General features: G+C 59.9%; 13 protein-coding genes and 8 pseudogenes. 4 read left to right on the top strand and 17 right to left on the bottom strand.

Annotated features, from left to right (window positions below):
- The first annotated feature begins 260 nt into the window (after positions 1-260).
- Positions 261-1,944: pseudogene (locus EIO60_RS14325) on the top strand (sugar phosphorylase).
- Here EIO60_RS14325 and EIO60_RS14320 read toward each other — a convergent pair.
- A complete protein-coding gene (locus EIO60_RS14320) occupies positions 1,945-2,178 on the bottom strand; it encodes a YdgH/BhsA/McbA family protein (RefSeq protein ID WP_258577180.1) in 234 nt (77 codons plus the stop codon).
- 197 nt (positions 2,179-2,375) lie between these two features.
- Positions 2,376-3,152: a pimeloyl-ACP methyl ester esterase BioH gene (gene bioH / locus EIO60_RS14315; RefSeq protein ID WP_258577179.1), complete on the bottom strand. Its 777-nt coding sequence runs from the start codon at positions 3,150-3,152 to the stop codon at positions 2,376-2,378.
- Positions 3,153-3,187: 35 nt separating this feature from the next.
- Here bioH and EIO60_RS14310 point away from each other — a divergent pair.
- Together EIO60_RS14310 and nfuA are read left to right on the top strand one after the other, a co-directional pair.
- A pseudogene (locus tag EIO60_RS14310) lies at positions 3,188-3,595 on the top strand (hypothetical protein).
- Positions 3,596-3,653: 58 nt separating this feature from the next.
- The gene (gene nfuA, locus EIO60_RS14305) at positions 3,654-4,229 is read left to right on the top strand and encodes a Fe-S biogenesis protein NfuA (protein ID WP_258577178.1); all 576 of its coding nucleotides are present in this window, start codon (positions 3,654-3,656) and stop codon (positions 4,227-4,229) included.
- 43 nt (positions 4,230-4,272) lie between these two features.
- On the opposite strand, the pseudogene malQ reads toward nfuA, so the two are convergent.
- From malQ to glpE, 4 genes and pseudogenes are all read right to left on the bottom strand, one after another.
- A pseudogene (gene malQ / locus EIO60_RS14300) lies at positions 4,273-6,199 on the bottom strand (4-alpha-glucanotransferase).
- A gap of 307 nt (positions 6,200-6,506) precedes the next feature.
- Positions 6,507-7,265, bottom strand: a complete 759-nt coding sequence (locus EIO60_RS14295; RefSeq protein ID WP_258577177.1) for a DeoR/GlpR family transcriptional regulator — start codon at positions 7,263-7,265, stop codon at positions 6,507-6,509.
- Between the two features lie 32 nt (positions 7,266-7,297).
- Positions 7,298-8,143, bottom strand: a pseudogene (glpG, locus tag EIO60_RS14290) (rhomboid family intramembrane serine protease GlpG).
- A gap of 29 nt (positions 8,144-8,172) precedes the next feature.
- Positions 8,173-8,499, bottom strand: coding sequence for a thiosulfate sulfurtransferase GlpE (gene glpE, locus EIO60_RS14285; RefSeq protein WP_258577175.1), 327 nt, complete (start codon positions 8,497-8,499; stop codon positions 8,173-8,175).
- 232 nt (positions 8,500-8,731) lie between these two features.
- Between glpE and glpD the strand changes: the two genes are divergently transcribed.
- Positions 8,732-10,240, top strand: coding sequence for a glycerol-3-phosphate dehydrogenase (glpD, locus tag EIO60_RS14280; RefSeq protein WP_258577174.1), 1,509 nt, complete (start codon positions 8,732-8,734; stop codon positions 10,238-10,240).
- An 822-nt stretch (positions 10,241-11,062) separates the two neighbouring features.
- On the opposite strand, the gene EIO60_RS14275 is transcribed toward glpD, so the two are convergent.
- The 11 genes and pseudogenes from EIO60_RS14275 to asd form a co-directional block, all read right to left on the bottom strand.
- Entirely contained in the window at positions 11,063-11,215 is a 153-nt protein-coding gene (locus EIO60_RS14275; protein WP_258577173.1) for a glycogen/starch/alpha-glucan phosphorylase, read from the bottom strand.
- 114 nt (positions 11,216-11,329) lie between these two features.
- Positions 11,330-12,703, bottom strand: a pseudogene (gene glgP / locus EIO60_RS17325) (glycogen/starch/alpha-glucan family phosphorylase).
- Between the two features lie 228 nt (positions 12,704-12,931).
- On the bottom strand, positions 12,932-13,003 hold the full coding sequence (locus EIO60_RS16275) for a glycogen/starch/alpha-glucan phosphorylase (RefSeq protein WP_309484719.1): 72 nt from the start codon (positions 13,001-13,003) through the stop codon (positions 12,932-12,934).
- Between the two features lie 28 nt (positions 13,004-13,031).
- On the bottom strand, positions 13,032-13,427 hold the full coding sequence (locus tag EIO60_RS14255) for a glycogen/starch/alpha-glucan phosphorylase (RefSeq protein WP_258577171.1): 396 nt from the start codon (positions 13,425-13,427) through the stop codon (positions 13,032-13,034).
- Between the two features lie 5 nt (positions 13,428-13,432).
- Entirely contained in the window at positions 13,433-13,825 is a 393-nt protein-coding gene (locus EIO60_RS14250; RefSeq protein ID WP_258577170.1) for a hypothetical protein, read from the bottom strand.
- Between the two features lie 248 nt (positions 13,826-14,073).
- Positions 14,074-14,487 (bottom strand): annotated as a pseudogene (locus EIO60_RS14245) (glycogen/starch synthase).
- Positions 14,488-14,532: 45 nt separating this feature from the next.
- Positions 14,533-14,667, bottom strand: a complete 135-nt coding sequence (locus EIO60_RS14240; protein WP_258577223.1) for a hypothetical protein — start codon at positions 14,665-14,667, stop codon at positions 14,533-14,535.
- Positions 14,668-14,902: 235 nt separating this feature from the next.
- Positions 14,903-16,225 (bottom strand): annotated as a pseudogene (gene glgC, locus EIO60_RS14235) (glucose-1-phosphate adenylyltransferase).
- A gap of 10 nt (positions 16,226-16,235) precedes the next feature.
- Positions 16,236-18,108, bottom strand: a pseudogene (glgX, locus tag EIO60_RS14230) (glycogen debranching protein GlgX).
- 31 nt (positions 18,109-18,139) lie between these two features.
- Positions 18,140-19,540 (bottom strand): 1,4-alpha-glucan branching enzyme, encoded by a 1,401-nt coding sequence (gene glgB / locus EIO60_RS14225; protein WP_258577169.1) that lies wholly within the window; start codon positions 19,538-19,540, stop codon positions 18,140-18,142.
- A gap of 268 nt (positions 19,541-19,808) precedes the next feature.
- Positions 19,809-20,918 carry an aspartate-semialdehyde dehydrogenase gene (asd, locus tag EIO60_RS14220; protein ID WP_258577168.1) on the bottom strand — a complete coding sequence of 370 codons (1,110 nt, stop codon included), beginning with the start codon at positions 20,916-20,918 and terminating at the stop codon, positions 19,809-19,811.
- Positions 20,919-20,925 lie beyond the last annotated feature (7 nt).

Below are 20,925 nucleotides of genomic sequence, written 5' to 3'. Positions count from 1 at the left end.
TCTCCTCGCTGTCCTACAAGTTCGAGCGCCATGGGCGACGCGCTGGCCGAGGCCTTTGGCAAAAAACGCTAACCTTTGTGCGCGCCCGCGCTTTTCAACCCTGGACGCGCGTGGATAAAGGCTTAAATCTGCGCCCGCCCACTCTCTTCGCCCTCAGGCGCGCGGAGATATCCTGCCGTAAATTTGAAAATCCCTCTCCGAGCGCTACGCTGAAAACACGCCTGCATAAAAACACCCCGGGATGTGGCACCCAATTCGTGATGGAAACGATCACAGCGCTGCTTGATAAAATCTATGCCGACACCTTTCCTCAGGCGGCACGCCAGCGCTTGCTCAGCCACATCGCCGTCGCGCACGGCGCCATCAAGCTGCCGCGTAAAGCGCACTGGGATAAGCAGGATGTGGTGCTGATCACCTACGCCGATCAGTTTCACGAGTCGGGCATGCCGACGCTGCAGAGTTTTTCCCGCTTCTTTCAGCAGCATCTGCACGCCGCCTTTTCGCTGGTGCATCTGCTGCCCTTTTCCCCCTACTCCTCCGACGACGGCTTTTCCGTCATCGATTATCACCAGGTCGATCCGCTGTGCGGCACGTGGCCCGATGTCGCCACGCTGCATCAGGAGACGCGCCTGATGTTCGATTTCGTCTGCAACCATATGTCATCTTAAAGCGACTGGTTCAAACGCTACCTGGCGCGCGATCCCGACTGGGACGATTTCTTTATCAGCATGCCGCCCGCGACCGATCTCAGCACGGTGACGCGTCCGCGCACCTCGCTGCTGCTGACGCCGTTCGAGATGGCAGATGGCGAGGTGCGCTTTATCTGGACCACCTTCAGCGCCGACCAGATCGATCTTAACTTCGGCAATCCCGAGGTGTTGCTGCGCATGGTCGACGTGCTGCTCGACTATCTGCAGAAAGGCGCCGACTATGTGCGCCTCGATGCGGTCGGCTATATGTGGAAAACGCCCGGCACCCGCTGCATCCATCTGGAGAAACCCCATCTGCTGGTGAAGCTGTTTAGCGCCATCGCCAACGAGGTGGCACCCGGCACGGTGATCATTACCGAAAACAACATGCCGCATAAGGATAGCGTCAGCTATTTTGGCGACGGCCATGACGAAGCGCAGATGGTGTATCAGTTTTCCCTACCACCGCTGGTGCTGCACGCCATCCATTTGGGATCGGGCCGCGCGCTGAGTCAGTGGGCCGGCGCGCTGGAGCACGGCAACGGCGGCACCACCTTTTTCAACTTTCTCGCCTCCCATAACGGCATCGGGCTGAACCCGACGCGCGGCATCCTCTCTGAAGTGGAGATCGTAGCGCTGGTGCGCGAGCTGGCGCTGGAGGGCGCGCTGATGTCCGATAAAAACAACCCGGACGGCACCACCAGCCCCCATGAAATCAACGTCACCTATTTCGACGCGCTCAACCGGCGGCAGGACGACGACGACGCGACGCGCCTGCGCCGCTTTCTGCTGGCGTACGCCATTTTGCTGGCGTTTCTCGGCGTGCCCGCCATCTATATTCGGAGCATGCTGGGGTCGCGTAACGACTATGACGGCATGAAGGCCGCTGACCACAACCGCGCCATCAACCGGCAAAAGTTCGATCTAAAGATGATCGAAACAGCGCTGGCGGGCGGCGATGCGCTGCGCCATGCGGTCTATACCCAGCTCAGCCGTTTGATTCAGCTGCGCAGCCCTTTCATCCCGACAATCTGATGTCGCTTTACGACAGCGACAACGCGCTGCTAATGATGAAACGCTACGCGCCGCAGCATGAAGAGCATGCGCTTCTGTGTGTGTTCAATCTGAGTGGGACACGCGTAAAGACGATGCTGCCGGAGGCGCGGCTTTTTCAGTATGTGGTGAAGAGGAGAAGATTGATGGCACCCAGCCGCTGTCGCTGAATGCCTGGCAGTTTGTCTGGCTACGCGGCTGATTATTTATAAACGTCCGCGGTGGCGCTGAATTTGCCGTGTTCACGGCCAGCGCTCACCAGGAAATATTTGCCTCCTTTCTCATCAGCCATTTTCGACAGTTTGGCGTCCATCGGCGAGGTGGTTTCTGCCATGGTGTTCACCGTGCCGATTTTCTCAAGATTCATTTTCTGCACTTCTTCTTTGGTCACTTCCTTGGCCGCAAAAGCCGAGAACGACACCGCGCCCATTACCATTGAAGCTACTGCCTATTTCATCACCTTCATACCGTACCCCTCATTCATTTCCGTTATGTGAGATGTAAGCAGACGCGGAATGCGTTAGGCGAGATGGAACAGCATTACCCTTCCTCTGGATAATTCACATCCTTAAGCGGCCTTACCTACGCAAAAAGTATTGCCGCTGCTGGGAAAATTGCCAGCCCTTTATGGTTTCAGCCAGAAATTTTCTTTCTGAAATCAAGAATATGCTGGCAGAAAAGGTCCGGATGGGAAATAAAGGGCGCGTGCGCGACTTTTTCCATTACCAGGCTGGTCGACGCGGGCAACGCCTCATCGAGCAGCGCTGCAATCCGACGCGGCACCAGGCCGTCCAGCGCGCCATACAGACGCAAAAACGGCGCGCTGATCTGCGGCAGCCGATCGCGCAGATCAACCTCGCGCAGGATCGCCAGTCCGCCATCCAGCACCTCGACCGGCGGCATCGGCTGCGCCAGCACCACCTCTTTCAACCGCCGCGCGTCCTGCCGCACGCTGTCAGTGCCCAGCGTTTGCAGCGCCAGAAAGCGTCCGACGGTGCGCTGAAAATCGCTGTTAAGCTGCGTGCGGAAGGTTTCCAAGGTCTCCGGCTTGATACCCGGCCAGCCGTCGCGCGCGGTAAAGCAGGGCGAAGAGGCGACGCTGATCAATCCCGCCACCTGTTGCGGCGCGCAGAGCGCCAGCTCGCTCGCCACCAGTCCGCCCAGCGACCAGCCCAGCAGCAGCACGCGCGGCGGCAGGTGCGGCAGCAGCTGCTGCGCCATCTGCGTCAGCGACAGCGCGTCAGAGCGCGCGCTGCGGCCATAGCCCGGCAGGTCGACCAGGTGCAGGCGAAAATGCGGGCTGAGTCGCGGCACGATGCTTTGCCATACTTCCGCGTTCAGACCCCATCCGTGCAGCAGCACAAGATCGTGCGCGCCTTCGCCGCAGGTATGCCAGTAAAGCGAGTTCATCAGTTACTATCCCGTAAAACGAAAAGGAGGCCGCTATACTACCAATGCTCGCCCTCTGTTGGCTATGCCGTCTACCGCTGCGCGTGGCGGTGCACGCTGCCGCCGCTGCCGATCCTATGTCCGCGCTCGCCGCTGACCTGGCAGGCGCTGGTGTGCGTCGGCGACCATCAGCCGCCGCTGCGCCGCTGGGTACATCAGCTGAAGTTTTCCCGCGTCACCGCACTCAGGGTGATGCTGGCGCGTCTGCTTTTGCTAAGCTGGCTGAACGCTCACCACACGCGCGGCGTGGTGCGTTCCGCCTTGAAATCGCCGTGCGCGGACGCCATATCGCCCTGATTGACGATGTGGTGACCACGGGCCATACCGCCGGAGAAATCAGCCGCATTTTGCTGGCGCAAGGTGCGGCCAGCGTACAAATCTGGTGCCTGTGCCGTGCCTTGTAGAGCGTCGGTGATGGGCGTATTATAACCAACTAAATCAGTCAACTATTGAGCAATTGCCATGATCCGAATTACTGATTCCGCCCAAGAGCACTTCGAAAAACTGCTGTCAAAACAGGAAGATGGCACCCAAATTCGCGTTTTCGTTATCAACCCGGGCACGCCGACCGCCGAGTGCGGCGTCTCTTACTGCCCCCCGGAAGCGGTCGAAGCCACCGATACCGAGCTGAAGTTTAAAAAACTCTCCGCCTACGTTGACGAGCTGAGCGCGCCCTATCTGGAAGATGCCGAAATCGACTTCGTTACCGACAACCTCGGTTCGCAGCTGACGCTGAAGGCACCGAACGCCAAAATGCGTAAGGTCTCTGACGACGCGCCGATGGTGGAGCGTGTGGAGTATCTGCTGCAGGCGCAGATCAACCCGCAGCTGGCGGGCCACGGCGGCTGTGTGTCGCTGATGGAAATTACGGACGATGGCTATGCGATTCTGCAGTTTGGCGGCGGCTGCAACGGCTGCTCGATGATCGACGTGACGCTGAAAGACGGCATAGAGAAAGAGCTGCTGGCAGCCTTCCCGGAGCTGAAAGGCGTGCGCGATCTCACCGAGCATCAGCGCGGCAAGCACTCCTACTACTGATTGCCACGCGCGGCAGCCGGCCCTGGCTACCGCGCGCCGCGCGTTATTTTCTCTGCCTCGTCTGGCTTACCGCCTTCAGCAGCTTCCCGACCTCTTTATCCGCGAAGATCGACTCCAGCGGCTGCGTCAGCTTGCGACGCCAGTTAGGATATTGATCCACCGTGCCCGGCACGTTGACCGGCATCGTCATGCCGATCCAGTCTTCAGGCTGCAGTCCCAGCAGCGCCTGTTTCTGCTTCGCCCGCTGTTCATGCAGCGACCGCACTACCTCTTTGTCGGGATAGAGCTTTAGCTTCTCTCCCAGCGCAAAGTCGCCGACGTTCAAGAAGCCGCTTAGCGTCGGCAGGTCGTGCGTGATGGCGCTGGACTGACGCGGATAGCTGGCGGGCAGACTATAGCTGCCGTCGTACCGCTGTTCGAACCACATTACCTTCCAAGATAAGACCCTGCTGGCGCGCAGCAGGCCGACGATCTCTTTCGGCACCGTGCGAGATCCTCGCCAATCACCATGCAGCGGTGGCGCTGGCTTTCCAGCGCCAGCACCCCCAGCAGATCATGCACCAGATAGCTGACATAGGCGCCCTTATCGGCGGTTTCACCCTTCGGCACCCACCACAGCCGCAGCAGCGCCATCACGTGATCGATATGCGGCGCGCCGCAGTCGCGCATATTGGCGCAGCATATAGATAAAGGGCTGGTAGCCGCGCGCGTGCATCACGTGGGGATCCATCGGCGGCAGCCCCCAGTTTTGCCCCAGCGGACCAAGGCGATCCGGCGGCGCGCCGACCGCCGCCTCCAGCCGATAAAGCTCAGGATTGTGCCAGGTTTCCGCGCGGCTTTCCGCCACGCCGACCGCCAGATCGCGGTACAGCCCCACCGGCATCTTCAGCGCCTAGCTGCGCGCCCAGCATAGGGCGAACTGCGTCTGCGCCAGCCACTGCAGCCACTGCCAGAAGGCGATTTCCGCTTCGTGCGTCCGCACCAGCGCTGCACCTCGGCATCGCGGCTGTTGCGCCACCCTTCCGGCCAGGCGGGCCAGCCCCAGGCCTGCGCGTCTTCGGCGCGGTACTCGGCCTAAATGCCGTCGTAGGCCGCCTGATAGCGCAGGCTGTCACCGCCTTCGCGCACGAATTCCGCCAACGCCTGACGCTGCGCGTCGCTCTCTTCGCGCTGGCAGAAGTGCGCCCAAGTGTGGCGCAGCGCGGCTAGCTTTAGCGCCATCACCGCCGCGTAATCGACAAATTCGCTTTCCCGCCCCTGCGCCAGTGCGCACTGGGTTTTCGCCGTTTGTCACCACTTCTGCGCCGCCGCGCTCTGCTGGAAATCCTCCAGCTGCGCCACGTCGATATAGATAATGTTGAGCCAGCGCCGCGATGAGGGGCTGGCGAAGTCCGGCATCGCGGGATAGAGCGCGTGCAGCGGGTTTAGTCCGACGAAATCGCCGCCCTGGCGCGCCACCAATTCCAGCAGCTGCGCCAGGTAACCAAAGTCGCCGATGCCCCAGTTGCTGGCGGAGCGCACGGTATAGAGCTGCACTAGCACGCCCCAGTGCTTGCCGCCGTTGCGCAGCGGCTCCGGCAGCCAGCAGCGGCGCGGTGTCAGGATAATGAGCGTCTGCCACTGCCGCTTGCCTTTGCTCAGCGTCAGCTGATGGTAGCCGTGGCCGAGCGGCGACGGCAGAGTAAAGGCTTCGCCCGCCTCCAGCTCGCCGCTGAATTCGCGCCCTTTTTCGCTGCGTAGCCGCCACTGATAGCGTCCCTTGCCGGCGGGATGAAGCCGTCGCGCCACCGCTGAATACCTACCTGTACCGGCGCTAGCGGCGCGCCCTTCTCCTAGCTGGCTTCGCCCATAATCGCCAGCAGAGCGGATTTGGTGTCGTCGCTGATGGCTTCCGGCTCGCCTTTCGCGTTGTTGTAAGTCAGGGATATGCCAGCGGCCAACGCCGCGCGATCCAGCGCGCTCTCTTTCATGGCGGCCCCCTTAACGTCTCGACTGACAAGTCTGCTTACAGAGCCGCCTGGCACGGCACTGAACGGCAATAGCGAAGATCTTTGCTGTAGCACACCCCTTCCTTTCACATAAGAAACGCACGGGCGAACAGAGCATTAATTAAAGACGGCAGTGCGGAAAGATGCGGCAGGATTCAATGAAAAACGCTCGCAGCAACGGCGGGGTCAGCGAGAAGAACGGGAGGATAGCCTCTGCCGTTCGCGGAGAAGATAGCGCGTGGGGCGACGGTGCGAGCGAGCTCTGCCGCTCGCAAGCGCCGCTGCGGGATTAGCAGAGTTCGAGCTGCACCTCATGCTGCTCGATCACTTTCATAATGCTGGCAGGCGGCTGTTTGTCGGTATAGAGCTGGTCAATCAGCCCCATGTTGCCAAGATTGACCATCGCGTTGCGGCCGAATTTGGAGTGGTCGACCACCAGCATAACGCAGCGCGAGTTTTCAATAATGGCGCGCTTAGTGCGCACTTCGTGATAGTCGAACTCCAGCAGCGAGCCATCCATATCGATGCCGCTAATGCCGAGAATGCCGTAGTCCAGGCGGAACTGAGAGATAAAGTCGAGGGTCGCCTCGCCCATAATGCCCCCGTCGCGCGTGCGCACCTCGCCGCCGGCGATAATCAGCCGAAAGTCGGGCTTGGTCATCAGCAGCGTCGCCACATTAATGTTGTTGGTCACCACGCGCAGGTATTTATGGTTGAGCAGCGCGTGCGCCACCGCTTCCGGCGTGGTGCCGATATCGATAAACAGCGTGGCGCCGTCAGGGATTTCGCTGGCGACGCGTTCGGCGATACGCACTTTTTCCACCGACCACATCATTTTACGCTCCTGCCAGGCAGTGTTTTCCGAGCTAGAGGGCAGCGCCGCGCCGCCGTGATGGCGCTGGAGCTTGTTCTGATCGGCGAGGTCATTGAGATCGCGACGGATGGTTTGCGGACTGACCTCAAAATGCTCTACCAGCTCTTCGGTACTGACATATCCCTGACGCCGAACCAGCTCGATAATGGCATCATGACGTTGCGTCTGCTTCACATTACTCTCCTGTTTTCTCTTCTTACGCGGCGCTAGCGGCGCCGTACTGCTCGGGTATCGACAAAAGCCATCGCCAGCCCGGTAAGCAGTCCTGCCACATGGGCGCCGTTGGCGATGGCGATGGCGATGGCGATGGCGATGGCGAGGCCGAAGGCGCCATACCAGCCGATAACCAGCCAGACAATCGTAAAGCCAATCAGGCCGCGCTCCAGATAGACGCCGCTTTCGGGATCGCGCTCGCCGCGCAGCCAGCAGTAGCCCATCAGCGCATAGACCACCCCCGACAAGCCGCCGAACCAGATGCCGCTGAATTTTGCCTGCACAAAGCCGCTGAGCAGTGCGGAGATCAGCATAATCACGAACAGCTTGCCGCTGCCGAGACGCTTCTCTACCGCGCCGCCGAGATACCACCACATCAGATGGAACAGAATATGCGGCAGCGAGAAGTGCAGCAGCGCATGGCTGAACCAGCGCCATACCTGAAAATATTGCCCCGGCCCGTCCGGCCAGCTGAGCCACAGCCGCACCGTCTGGTCGCCGACAATCTGCATCAGGATAAAGACCGCGATACAGATAAAAAGCAGCGTCATGGTCAGCAGGCCGGCGCGCTCGCGGATATTCGCCCAGAAGTGGCCGCGCTCATAGCGCAAGCCGCTTTTGGTGTTGCCGGTGTGCCAGCTGACGGCCTGATAGCGCGGATGCTCCGGCTGGCGCACAAACTGCTGAAGTTCGTTTTCGACCATTGAGAGCTGACTTTCATCATCCAGTACGATCAGGTAATGGCCGTCATGCTCGATGCGCAGCGTGACGCCGCGCGTCGCCATATAGTCGACGAAGGCCTACGCCATGCGCGGGTTATTGAACTGCGTAATACGCACCATCGGTCACTCTACTTGTTGCGCACGGGTCAGACCTCGCCGTTGACAATCTGCGCCGGAAACGCGGCGCGCCAGGCGTCGAAGCCGCCTTCGATGCTGTAGGCTTTGCTGAAGCCCTGGCTTAGCAGGTAATGCGCGGCCCCTTTGCTGCTGCTGCCGTGATAGCACATCACCAGTACCGGCGCTTCGCGGCTGGCGATCGCCAGGAACTCATTCAGGTTGCTGTTGCTGAGATGCAGCGCGCTGTGCGCATGGCCGAGCGCGAAGCTTTGCGGATCGCGGATATCCACCAGCAGCGCGCCTTGCGCGAGACGTTCGCTGGCCTGCTGGACGTTAATGCATTCGAAGGTTTCCATAGTTCTCTCATTACGGCGGCACAATTGGCGCCTACCTAGTGTAACGTGTTAAGAAGCGCCGATAACCTGACAAAAAGTCCGGCTTTGTATTTTTTTTATCAACAAGAATGTTAGCTATATCAAGCAAAAATGTTTTTACCACGTTAAACACTGGCATCAATGTTGGTTTGCGATTATAATTATGATTAAAAACGAACTATAATAAAACATTCCGAACATCGGAGGAAATAACGTGGAAACCAAAGACCTGATCGTGATCGGCGGCGGCATCAACGGTGCTGGCATTGCAGCAGACGCCGCAGGACGTGGCCTGTCAGTGCTAATGCTGGAGGCGCGGGACCTGGCTTGCGCGACCTCTTCTGCCAGTTCAAAACTGATTCACGGCGGCTTGCGCTACCTCGAATATTACGAATTCCGGCTGGTCAGCGAGGCGCTGGCGGAACGCGAGGTGCTACTGAAGATGGCGCCACACATCGCCTTTCCGATGCGTTTCCGCCTGCCGCATCGTCCGCATCTGCGTCCGGCATGGATGATTCGCGCCGGTCTGTTTTTATACGATCACTTAGGCAAGCACACCAGCCTGCCGGGCAGCAAGAGCTTGCGTTTTGGCACGGATTCCGACCTTAAGCCGGAAATCATGAGCGGATTCGAATATTCCGACTGCTGGGTGGACGACGCCCGTCTGGTGGTGCTGAATGCGCAGGAAGTGGTGAAGCGCGGCGGCGAAGTGCGTACCCGCATTCGCGTGGCGCGCGCCTGGCGTGAAAACAACCTGTGGACGGTAGAAGCGGAAGATGTCGACAGCGGCAAAACCTACACCTGGCGCGCCAAAGCGCTGGTGAATGCGGCTGGCCCGTGGGTAAAACAGCTATTTGACGACGGCCTGAAGCTAAAATCCCTGTACGGCATCCGCCTGATTAAAGGCAGCCACATTGTGGTGCCGCGCGTGCACAACGAGAAGCAGTCTTACATTCTGCAGAACGAAGACAACCGTATCGTGTTCGTTATTCCGTGGATGGATGACTTTTCGATTATCGGCACCACCGACGTCGAGTACAAAGGCGATCCGAAGAACGTCAAAATCGACGACAGCGAGATCGACTACCTTCTCAAGATTTACAACAGCCATTTTAAAAAGCAGCTGGAGCGCAACAATGTAGTCTGGAGCTACTCCGGCGTGCGTCCGCTGTGCGACGACGAATCTGACTCGCCGCAGGCAATTACGCGCGACTACACGTTGGACGTGCGCGACGACAACGGCCAGGCGCCGCTGCTGTCGGTGTTCGGCGGTAAGCTGACCACCTACCGCAAGCTGGCGGAGCACGCGCTGGAAAAACTGGTGAAATACTTCCCCAATGCCGGTCCCGCATGGACGAAGAACTGCGTGCTACCGGGCGGCGATATCGCCGGCACGCGCGAAGATTACGCCACCAGCCTGCGTCATCGCTATCCGTTTATCAGCGAAATCATGGCGCGCCACTACGCCCGCACCTACGGCAGCAATACCGAGACGCTGCTGGAAGGCGCAACGCGTCTGGAAGATCTGGGTGAGAATTTCGGCCACGACTTCTATGAGGCGGAGCTGCGCTATCTGGTGCAAAACGAGTGGGTGCGCGAGCTGGACGACGCGATCTGGCGTCGCACCAAGCAGGGCATGTGGCTAAATGAGGCGCAGCAGGCGCGCGTGGCGCAGTGGCTGGCGATGCACAGCCAGAAGCCAAGTCTGTCGCTGGCAAGCTAAAGGCTAAAGGAAAGTAAGCGGGGCTTCGGCCACGTTTTTTTTGCCTGCTGCGTAGGCGGGCTGGGGTTCGAGGCGCGGGTTGGCTCTGAGCGGGTTCCGCCCGCCAGGCGGCAGGGAGCTTCAGCAGCCGCGCTACGCGCGGTCCCTTCGTTGCTTAAGTCGGCCTCACGGACCAGTCGGGACAGGCCGTCCTGGCCTACCCCTCCCTGTCGGCTCGTCCTGGCCACCGTGCGCGCCTCAGCGTGTCGGATGCCTCGGCACTCCCCCGCCTGTGATTTTCCTGATTTGATTGACGGCTGCGCGCTCTGCGCGCGTGATTGTCGCTTTCAGCGATGAAAATAGCCAAGAAACATACAGAGCTTGCAGCAAAAGTTGTGTAGGCCATCGCAGTCGCTGCGCGTAGCAGAGATTCCAGGTCAGGCAGCAGGGATATCACGAAAAGGCAGGCATTAGCCTGAACGCTCCTCATGTTTTCAGCGATGACGGTAGCCATGAAACATACAGAACCTGCAGCGGGGGTTTTGGGGGGGGCATCGCAGCCGCTAAGCGGAGGAAGGATTTCAGGACGAGCGACAGGGATGCCGCGAAGAGGCTGGCATGAGCCAGGGATGGCGAATCCAGCCGGTCCGTCAGGATTTCTGACGGAGCGAAGGGAGTAGCGGGCGGGGGCGCGGGGCAGGGCCGGCGCCTACCGGCCCTGCTCGGTCGCCCGTACCGGGAAAAATGAAACTGCCCCACTACCCGGCAAACGAAATCCGCTCACCAGCCCGCCTGCGCAGCAGGCAAAAAAGCGACCCGGCGGGCCGCCTGCCCGTCTCCTTCCTATAACCGCACCGGCTTAATATGCCAAATTTCCTCCACATACTCCTGAATCGTCCGGTCGGACGAGAAATACCCCATATTGGCTATATTCATCGCCGCGCGGCGCTGCCACTCTTCCGGCTTGCGATAAAGCTCATACCTGGGTATCCACATAGCTGCGGTAATCCACCAGCAGCTGATAGTGGTCGACAAAATTCACCAGCGAGTCGAACAGGTTACGGTAGCGGCTTGGCTCCTACGGGCTGAAAACGCCAGAAGCGATCTGCGTCAGCACCTGATGCAGCTCGGCATCCTCTTCGTAATATTTGCGCGGGTTATAGCCGCCGCTGCGCAGCGCCTCAACCTGCGGCGTGATGTTCCGAAGATAAAGATATTCTCCTCGCCGACGTCCTCCAGCATTTCGAAATTCGCGCCGTCCAGCGTATCGATGGTCAGCGCGCCGTTCAGCGCGAACTTCATATTGCTGGTACCGGACGCTTCGGTGCCCACAGTAGAAATCTGCTCGGAAAGATCCGCCGCCGGGATAATGATCTGCGCCAGGCTGACGCTGTAGTTGGGAATAAACACCACCTCCAGCTTGTTCTTCACCGGCGGATCGTTATTGATCAGTGAATAATGTGCTTGGCAGTGTAATAGGCCCTAGGCCGCCTTGCCGGCGAAGATGTTGACGCGCGGCACCCAGTTGGCGCTGGGATCGGCTTTGATACGGTTATAGCGCGTAATGACGTGCAGCACGTTGAGCAGCTGACGTTTGTATTCATGGATGCTCTTGATCTGCACGTCGAACAGCGCATTGGGATCGAGCACCGCGTCGAGATTTTTCGCCACCCAGTCCGCCAGGCGGCGCTTGTTGGCGAACTTGGCGTCCGCCACCTTTTCAATAAAGGCCGGATAGTCAATCTGCTGATTCAGCTAACTCCGACAGCGCCGGGTTGGCCAGCGCCAGCCAGCGGCGCGTCGTCACACCATTGGTTTTTTTGCAGAAGCGCCCTGGTAACAGCCGGGCGAAATCAGCGAACAGCGACTGCAGCATCAGTTAGAGTGCAGCTCGGAAACGCCGTTGACCTTGTGGCTCACCACCACTGCCAGCCACGCCATCCGAATGCGGTGGCCGTTGTTCTCATCAATGATCGAGATGCGCGACAGCAGATCCCAGTCGTCCGGGTAGTACTCCTGAATCGTCTTCAGGAAGTAGTCGTTAATTTCAAAAATAATGCCGAGGTGGCGCGGCAGGATCTTGCCGATCATCTCCACCGGCCAGGTTTCCAGCGCCTCGCTCATTAGCGTGTGGTTGGTGTAGGAGAAGACTTGACAGGTTACTTCAAAGGCGTCGTCCCAGCTGAATTTGTGCTCGTCGATCAGCAACCGCATCAGCTCCGGAATCGCCAGCACCGGATGGGTATCGTTAAGGTGGATGGCGATCTTATCCGCCAAGTTGGCCCAGGTCTTATGCATCTGCCAGTGCCGGTTAAGGATATCCTGCACCGTGGCGGAAACCAAGAAGGACTCCTGACGCAGGCGCAGCTCGCGCCCCGAGTAGGTCGAGTCGTCGGGATAGAGCACACGCGAGACGTTTTCCGAGTGGTTCTTGTCCTCAACGGGCGCAAAGTAGTCGCCCTGGTTGAATTTACCGAAGTTGATTTCGTTGCTTGCCTGCGCGCCCTACAGGCGCAGCTTATTGGTGGCGTCAGTGTCGAAGCCGGGGATAATCTGATTGTAGGCCATCGCCACGATCTCTTCGGTCTCCAGCTAGCGCACCTTGGTGCCCTCGTGCTGGATGCGGCTGCCAAAGCACACCTTGTAGCGCATGTTGTAGCGCTGGAACTCCCACGGGTTGCCGTACTCCAGCCAGTAATCGGGAGACTCTTTCTACTCGCCGTCGATAATGTTCTGTTTGAACATGCCGTAGTCGTAGCGAATGCCGTAACCGCGCCCCGGCAGCCCCAGCGTGGCGAGCGAGTCGAGGAAGCTAGGCGGCGAGTCGCCCTAGGCCGCCGTTGCCGAGGCCAGGGTCGTTCTCCTCCTCCATTAAATCGGCGAGGTTCAGCCCCATCTCGTCCAGCGCCTGATCGAGATCGTCATAAATGCCCATCGCCAGCAGCACGTTGCCTAACGTCCGGCCCAGCAGAAACTCCATCGACAGGTAGTACACCTGGCGCACATCCTGCGACAGCTGCGCGCGGCTGGATCGCAGCCAGCGCTCGACCATGCGGTCGCGCACCGCCAGCAGCGAGGCGTTAAGCCAGTCGTGCTGGTTGGCGACCGAAGGAGCCTTGCCAATCGTAAACATCAGCTTATAGGCAATCGAGTGTTTCAGCGCTTCGATCGTCAGTGTCGGCGATATGTAGGTGAAAGGAGCATTCATATCAGTTATCCCAATCTCTCATTACAGCAAACGTTGATAAAGATTACGGTAGGCCTGCGCAGCCACTTGTCAACTGAAATCCATCCCCATCGCCTGCCGCTGTACGTAGCGCCAGAGCGAAGGCCATGACCATAAAACAAACGCGCGTCGGATCGCGCGCAGCAGCGACCAGGCGTTGCGTCTTCGAAGCTAAACCCGCTAGCGATACCGTCGGCGAGGTTTTCCAGCGAGCTGTCGTTCACCGTATCCGCCAGGCCGCCCGTGCGGCGCACCAGCGTGCCATATTTCAGCCCGTAGAGCTGTATCAGGCCGCAAGGCTTGAAGCGGCTCGGCACAATAATCACATCCGCGCCGCCGACGATGTGGTGCGAAAAGGCTTCGTGATAGCCGATCTGCACGCCAACGCTGCCAGAAAGCCCTGCTGCAGCTCGGCGTCGCCCTGCCTCAACAGCACCAGCTGGCCGCCCTGCGCCAGCAGGGATCCAGCCCTTTTTGCCGCGTCAGACGACTGATCACCGCGAACACCGGCACGCTGTCGTCAACCTTCAGCCCCATGGCTGATCTGCAGCTGCCGTTTGTTCTCCGCCTTCGCTTCCAGCGTGTCGCGGTTATAGCGCGCATTGAGCAGTAGATCGTGGGCGGGGTCTCAGATGCCGGGATTGACACCGTTCAGGATGCCGCTCAGGCACCCTTCGCGCAGCCGCTGCTCTAGCATCGCCTCCATGCCGTAGCCGAACTCCGGGCACGTAATCTCATGCGCATAGGTCGGGCTGACCGCCGTCACGTGGTCAGCATAGAACAGGCCCGCCTTCAGGTAGGAGATCTGACCGTAGAACTCCAGCCCGGGCATATTTAGGAAAGATTGCGGCGGCTCGATTTCATCCAGATGACGGGCGTTAAATAATCCCTGATAGGCACAGGTTGTGCACGGTAAACACCGACTTAGCCGGCCGGCCGCGCGCTTCCAGACAGGCGCAGGTCAGACCGCGTTCCAATCGTGCGCGTGGACGATATCGTGCCGCCAGTAGGCATCCAGCCCGCTGGCGATTTCGCACCTCATCCAGCCCAGCAGGGCGAAGCGCATATAGTTATCCACATAGGCGAACTACGACATATCGTGATACGGGCTACCGGGGCGGTCATACAGCTCCGGCACGTCGATCAAATAGATGCCGACGCCATTGAAGTGGCCAAACAGCAGCCGCACTGGACCGGCAAAGCTCTGCAGCTCAGCCACCACCTCCGTTTCGGGATCCCTTTGCGCAGATCGGGAAAGGCGGGCAACAGCACCCGCGTATCCGTTCCGTCAGCAATCTTCGCCTGCGGCAATGCCCCAACAACATCAGCCAACCCAGCCGGTTTTCAGCAGCAGAAAAAGTTCTGAACAGACATGTAAAACCTGCATCCTCGGCCTCTTAATAAGTGATCGGGCGCGATCCTCGCGTCGATTATCTGGTGCTTTTTATCGTTAACGGCTACGCGCCGGCCAGCCTAGCAAGCATGGTGCGTGTGACCAGAACGATACCCTCTTCTGAACGGTAAAACCGGCGACTGTCCTCGCCAGGATTCTCTCCTATCACCATGCCTTCCGGCAGCACGCAGGCTCGGTCGGTCACGCAGCGGCGCAGGCGGCGGGAGCGTCCCACCACCACATCGGGCAGCAGCACGGCGGAATCAATATTGCAATATGCAATACAATAGGAGTTCGCGCGCACGTGCGGGAACAGTACGGAGTTAACCACCACGGGATCCTGAGATGATGGTGCCGCTGGAGATCAGCGAGTTCATCGTCATAACGTGGCTGCCCGAGCGGTCCTGCACAAACTTAGCGGGCGTCAACGGCTCCATATGCGTGCGGATCGGCCAGGTATGGTCATACATATCCAGCTCCGGCGTCACCGACGCGAGATCGAGATTGGCGCGCCAATAAGCCTCCAGCGTGCCCACATCGCGCCAGCCAGTAAGGCGGCGATGTCTCATCCTGCTGCACGCAGGAGAGCGTAAACGAGTGCGCGTACCCTTCGCCGCTCACCACCACTTTCGGCAGGATATCCTTGCCGAAGTCGTGGTTGGACGCCGGCTCCTGCAGATCCTCTTCCAGCAGCTGGTAGAGGTAGTCGGCGTTAAAGACGTAGATCCCCATGCTGGCAAGCGCCTAGGTATCGTCGCCCGGCATCGCAGGCGGCTGCGGTGTCTTCTCGACAAAATCGATCACTTTATTCTGCTCATCCACCGCCATGACGCCAAAAGCGGTCGCCTCATGAATCGGCACCGGCAGGCAGGCGATGGTGCACTTCGCGTTGGCGTCGACGTGCGCGAATAGTCCATTTTATAAATATGATCCCCGGCCAGAATCACGATGTACTGCGCCTGATAGCGGCGAATAATATCGAGATTCTACGTCACCGTCACCGTCACCGTCACCGTCACCGTCACCGTCACCGCCTCGGCGGTGCCACGATACCAGTGCTCGATCGACGTCCGCTGCTACGCCGGTAGCAAATCGACGAATTCATTCATCTCTTCATTAAAGACCAGCCGCGCTGAACGTGCTGCGTCAGCGTATGCGGCTGATACTGGATAATCACGCCGATGCGGCGTATACCCAAGTTAATGCAGTTGGAGAGGGCGAAATCGATAATGCGAAACTTGCCGCCAAAGTGCACCGCTGGCTTGGCGCGTTTCGCGGTCAGGTCTTTCAGGCGCGTCCCTCTTCCCCCGGCGAAGATCAGCGCGACCGTCTGTGTAGGAAGCTGGCGGGCCAGCATCAGGTGATCAGTTCTGTCTAACTTAACCATGCCTGATTCCTTATGATTTCTTTTGGAACACGCACACGCCGTGTGCGGGACCATGCCAGACAGTCGACAAAATGGGGTTGTCATCCCCGGCGAAAGGAGGAACGGCACACCATTCTCCGTCTGGTAAGGCGATGTCACCTACCCCATCCGTGCCGTTTATTGTTATTAACCAGCGGGCGGAGAGCAGAATCTGCATTCTGTTCGCCTTCTGTTCCCACTCCTCTCGCTACATTGGCCTGCCGCTAGCATTCAGCCACTGCACATTGCCGTCGCCCTCTTGCCACCAGCGATCGGCGGTTAACGCCGGGATCTGCTGACGCAAACGGATCAGGGCTGCGGTAAAATCCGCCAGACTGCTCTCTTCTTCCTGCCAGTCGAGCCAGGTTAGCTCATTGTTCTGACAGTAGGCGTTGTTGTTGCCGTGCTGGCTGTGGCCGCGCTCGTCGCCGGCGAGCAGCATCGCTGTGCCCTGCGCCAGCAGCAGCGTGGTCAGCAGCGCGTGCGCGCTAAGACGGCGGCGCTCGATAACCTCGAAGCTGGCGCGCAGCCCTTCGACGCTGTGGTTGTTGCTACGGTTGCTACTGCTGCCGTCGCGATTGTCCTCGCCGTTTACCTGGTTGTGCTTGTGGTTGAAGCTCAGCTGGTCGCACAGCGTAAAGCCGTCATGGGCGTTAATCAGGTTAACCGCGGCGTGAGGCAAACGGCCCTCGCGCTGAAAAACGTCGCTGGAGGCGGCAAAGCGTCGCGCGAACGCGCCGTTGCTGATCTCGCGATGCAGCCAGAAGCGCCGCACGTCGTCGCGAAAATGATCGTTCCATTCGGCGAACAGCGGCGGAAAGTTGCCGACCTGATAGCCGCCAGGGCCGATATCCCACGGCTCGGCGATCAGCTTCACCTGCGAGAGCAGCGGACAGGCTTTAATCGCCTCGAACAGCGGCGCGTGCGCGGAAAAATCGGGCGGGCGCCCCAGCACCGTCGCCAGATCGAAGCGAAAGCCATTGACGTGGAAGACGCGCCCCCAGTAGCGCAGCGCCTCCAGCGCCCACTGCATCACCTGGGGATCGCTGAGGTTCAGCGTATTGCCGCAGCCGGTCCAGTTCTCATACTCGCCCTGCGACGTGAGCCAGTAGTAGCTGGCGTTGTCGACGCCGCGCAGTGACAGCGTCGGGCCTATCTCTTCCAGCTCGGCGGTATGGTTGAACACCACGTCGAGCAGCACTTCGATGCCGGCCGCATACAGGTTTTTCACCGCCTGCTGGAACTCCTGCAAAGGCGACGCGCTCTGCTGCGAGGCGTAGCGCGGGTCCACCGCCCAGAGCGCGAAAGGGTTGGCCCCAGTAGTTGCTCAGCCCCAGCCGCTGCAGGCGCGGCTCGCTGGCGAAATGCGCCACCACCGGCAGCAGCTCCAGCGCTGTCACGCCGAGATGGCGCAGGTAATTCACCATAACAGGATGGCCAAGTGCGGTGTAAGTGCCGCGCAGCGATTCCGGAATTTCCGGATGCCGCTGGGTCAGGCCACGCACGTGCGCCTCATAGATAACAGTGTTGCCCCAGGACGTGCGCGGCCCGACATCGCCGTCCCAGTCGAAATCTTCCGCCACCACCAGCGATTTAGGTGCGACGGCGGCATTGTCTTGCGCATCAGACTGCGCGATGCCGCCGTAAAGACGCGCGTCGTCCGGCACATCGCCCTCGACCGCGCGGGCACAAGGATCGACCAGCAGTTTCGCCGGGTTAAAACGGTAGCCGCGCTCCGGCGCCCAGGGGCCGTGTACACGTAAGCCGTTGCGCTGGCCCGGTTTCAGCGCGGCCAGATAGCCGTGCCAGATATCACCGGTGCGCCCGGGAAGCGCGAAGCGACACTTGTTGCCCTCGTTGAACAGGCAGAGTTCGACGCGCGTCCCGGTAGCAGCGTCATTCCGCCTCCTTCACCAGCCAGATCGTCGCCAGCGGCGGCAGCGTCAGAGCGAGCGACTGCGCCCGGTTGTGGCTGGGTATTTCGTTGGTGTGCACCACGGGATTGCGCGTATTGCTGCCGTGGGAGCTGTGCTGATCGGTGTTAATCACCTCACGCCAGCGGCCCGCCTGGTTGACGCCAAAACGATAGTGATGGCGCGGCACCGACGTAAAGTTGCTGGCGACAATAAGCTCGTTGCCGTCGCGGTCGCGGTCGTGGTCGCGGCGCACAAAGACGAAGACCGAATTTTCGCGGTCGTCCACCACCAGCCACTCAAAGCCGGCAGGATCGAAATCGAGCTGGTGCAGCGGCGCATAGTGACGATAGGTGTGGTTCAGGTCGCGTACCAGGCGCTGCACCCCGTGGTGCCAGTTGTCGGCGCCCTCCAGCAGGTGCCAGTCTAGGCTGGAATCGTGATACCATTCGCGCCCCTGCGCGAACTCGTCGCCCATAAACAGCAGCTTTTTGCCGGGGAACGCCCACATCCAGCCGTAATAGGCGCGCAGGTTGGCGAACTTCTGCCAGGCATCGCCCGGCATACGATCGAGAATCGACTTTTTGCCGTGCACCACCTCGTCGTGGGAGAGCGGCAACATAAAGTTTTCGCTGTAGTTGTACATCATGCCGAAGCTCATCAGGTCGTGATGATGGCTGCGGTAGACCGAATCGAGCTTCATGTAGTCGAGCGTGTCGTGCATCCAGCCCAGGTTCCACTTGTACCAGAAGCCGAGGCCGCCCGATTCCGGCGGACGCGAGACGCCGTTAAAGTCGGTGGAATCTTCGGTGCCGGTGCCGGGCGCGGCGCGCCCCAGCGTGCGGTTGGTGTAGCGTAAAAAGGTGATGGCCTCGAGGTTTTCCCGGCCGCCTAAGTGGTTTGGCACCCATTCGCCCTCGGCGCGGCTGTAGCCGCGGTAGATCATCGAAGCCACAGCGTCGACGCGCAGGCCGTCAATTCCGTAGCGCTCCAGCCAATAGAGGGCGTTGCCCGCCAGATAGTTGCTGACTTCGCAGCAGCCTAAGTTGTAGATCAGGGTGTTCCAGTCCTGATGGTAGCCTTCGCGTGGGTCGCTGTGCTCGTAAAGTGAGGTGCCGTCGAACTGCGCTAGGCCGAAATGTCGCTGGGGAAGTGGCCCGGTACCCAGTCGAGCAGCATGTTGAGGCCCGCCTCGTGCGCAGCGTTGATGAAGTAGCGGAACTCGTCGCGCGTGCCAAAACGGCGCGTAGAGGCCGAGCGGCTGATAGCCCCAGCTGCCATCGAAGCAGCTGCTCCGCCAGCTCCTTGTAGCTGAGCCAGAAGTTATTGTCGGTATGGCGACGCCATAAGCCGAGATGCACCTCGTAGACGGAGATAGGCGCATCGAAGTTGTTGCGCGTCTTGCGCTCCTCTGTCATCTCCACCTTGGGCGGTAGGCCGCAGATCATCAACGCCGTTTGCGGCCGCATCTGCGCCTCGAAGGCGTAAGGGTCAACTTTGATGCGTAGGCGTCCGGCGTTATCCACAATTTCGAATTTTAGAGCTGGCCATTGAACGCGCTGGGCACGAACAATGAGGTAAGCAGTTTGGCTTATTTCAGAATATTCAGGCAAAAGGCCAGGAAAATCCCGGCCTCGCTTAGTTTTTTTCGCTTAGTCGACCAGCAGTCGCAGCATGCAGCGCAGCGGCTCCGCCGCGCCCCACAGCAGCTGGTCGCCAACGGTGAAGGCTGAGAGGTAGTCCGGCCCCATGTTCAGCTTGCGCAGGCGACCGACTGGCGTGGTCAGGGTGCCGGTAACCGCCGCCGGCGTCAGCTCGCGCATGGTCAGCTCGCGGTCGTTAGGCACCACTTTCACCCACTCGTTATGGGAAGCCAGCAGCTGTTCGATCTCAGCCAGCGGCACATCTTTTTTCAGCTTCAGTGTAAACGCCTGGCTGTGGCAGCGCAGCGCGCCGACGCGCACGCAGAGGCCATCCACCGGAATGGTGCGCGAGGTACCGAGGATCTTGTTGATTTCCGCCTGGCCTTTCCACTCTTCGCGGCTCTGGCCGTTGTCGAGCTGCTTGTCGATCCACGGAATCAGGCTGCCCGCCAGCGGCACGCCGAAGTTGCCGGTAGGCAGGGTGCCGGAACGGGTCAGGTCGGTCACGCTGCGCTCGATGTCGAGAATAGCGGAGGCCGGGTCCTGTAGCGCGGGCGAGACGTGGTTGTGCAACATGCCCATCTGGGTCAGCAGCTCGTGCATATGGCGCGCGCCGCCGCCTGACGCGGCCTGATAGGTGGCGACAGAGGCCCACTCCACCAGATCCTGCGCGAACAGACCGCCCAGCGACATCAGCGTCAGGCTGACGGTGCAGTTGCCGCCGACAAAGGTTTTGATGCCGCTGTCGAGGCCCTGACGGATCAACTGATGGTTGACCGGATCGAGAATAATGATGGCGTCATATTTCATGCGCAGTGTCGAGGCCGCGTCAATCCAGTAGCCCTGCCAGCCGCTTGCGCGCAGCTTCGGATAGACTTCACTGGTGTAGTCGCCGCCCTGACAGGTGATGATGATATCCAGCGCCTTCAGCGCGTCGATATCAAAGGCATCCTGCAGCGCGCCGGTCGACCTGCCGCCAAACATCGGCGCGGCCTGTCCAAGCTGCGAGGTAGAGAAGAAGACAGGATTGATGACATCGAAATCACGCTCTTCGCTCATGCGCGACATCAGCACGGAGCCGACCATACCACGCCAACCAATAAAACCTACATTCTTCATTTTCTAT

This window comes from Candidatus Pantoea persica, from assembly GCF_013753875.1.
Lineage (GTDB): Bacteria > Pseudomonadota > Gammaproteobacteria > Enterobacterales > Enterobacteriaceae > Pantoea > Pantoea persica.
This window is presented reverse-complemented; position numbering and strand designations above follow the sequence as displayed.

Excerpts from the sequence above, each read along its gene's own strand:
- EIO60_RS14320 (WP_258577180.1), bottom strand. The coding sequence starts at position 2,178 with ATGGTAATGGGCGCGGTGTCGTTCTCGGCTTTTGCGGCCAAGGAAGTG.
- bioH (WP_258577179.1), bottom strand. The coding sequence starts at position 3,152 with ATGAACTCGCTTTACTGGCATACCTGCGGCGAAGGCGCGCACGATCTT.
- nfuA (WP_258577178.1), top strand. The coding sequence starts at position 3,654 with ATGATCCGAATTACTGATTCCGCCCAAGAGCACTTCGAAAAACTGCTG.
- glpE (WP_258577175.1), bottom strand. The coding sequence starts at position 8,499 with ATGGAAACCTTCGAATGCATTAACGTCCAGCAGGCCAGCGAACGTCTC.
- EIO60_RS14275 (WP_258577173.1), bottom strand. The coding sequence starts at position 11,215 with ATGTGGATACCCAGGTATGAGCTTTATCGCAAGCCGGAAGAGTGGCAG.
- EIO60_RS14255 (WP_258577171.1), bottom strand. The coding sequence starts at position 13,427 with ATGAATGCTCCTTTCACCTACATATCGCCGACACTGACGATCGAAGCG.
- glgB (WP_258577169.1), bottom strand. The coding sequence starts at position 19,540 with ATGCGCCTATCTCCGTCTACGAGGTGCATCTCGGCTTATGGCGTCGCC.
- asd (WP_258577168.1), bottom strand. The coding sequence starts at position 20,918 with ATGAAGAATGTAGGTTTTATTGGTTGGCGTGGTATGGTCGGCTCCGTG.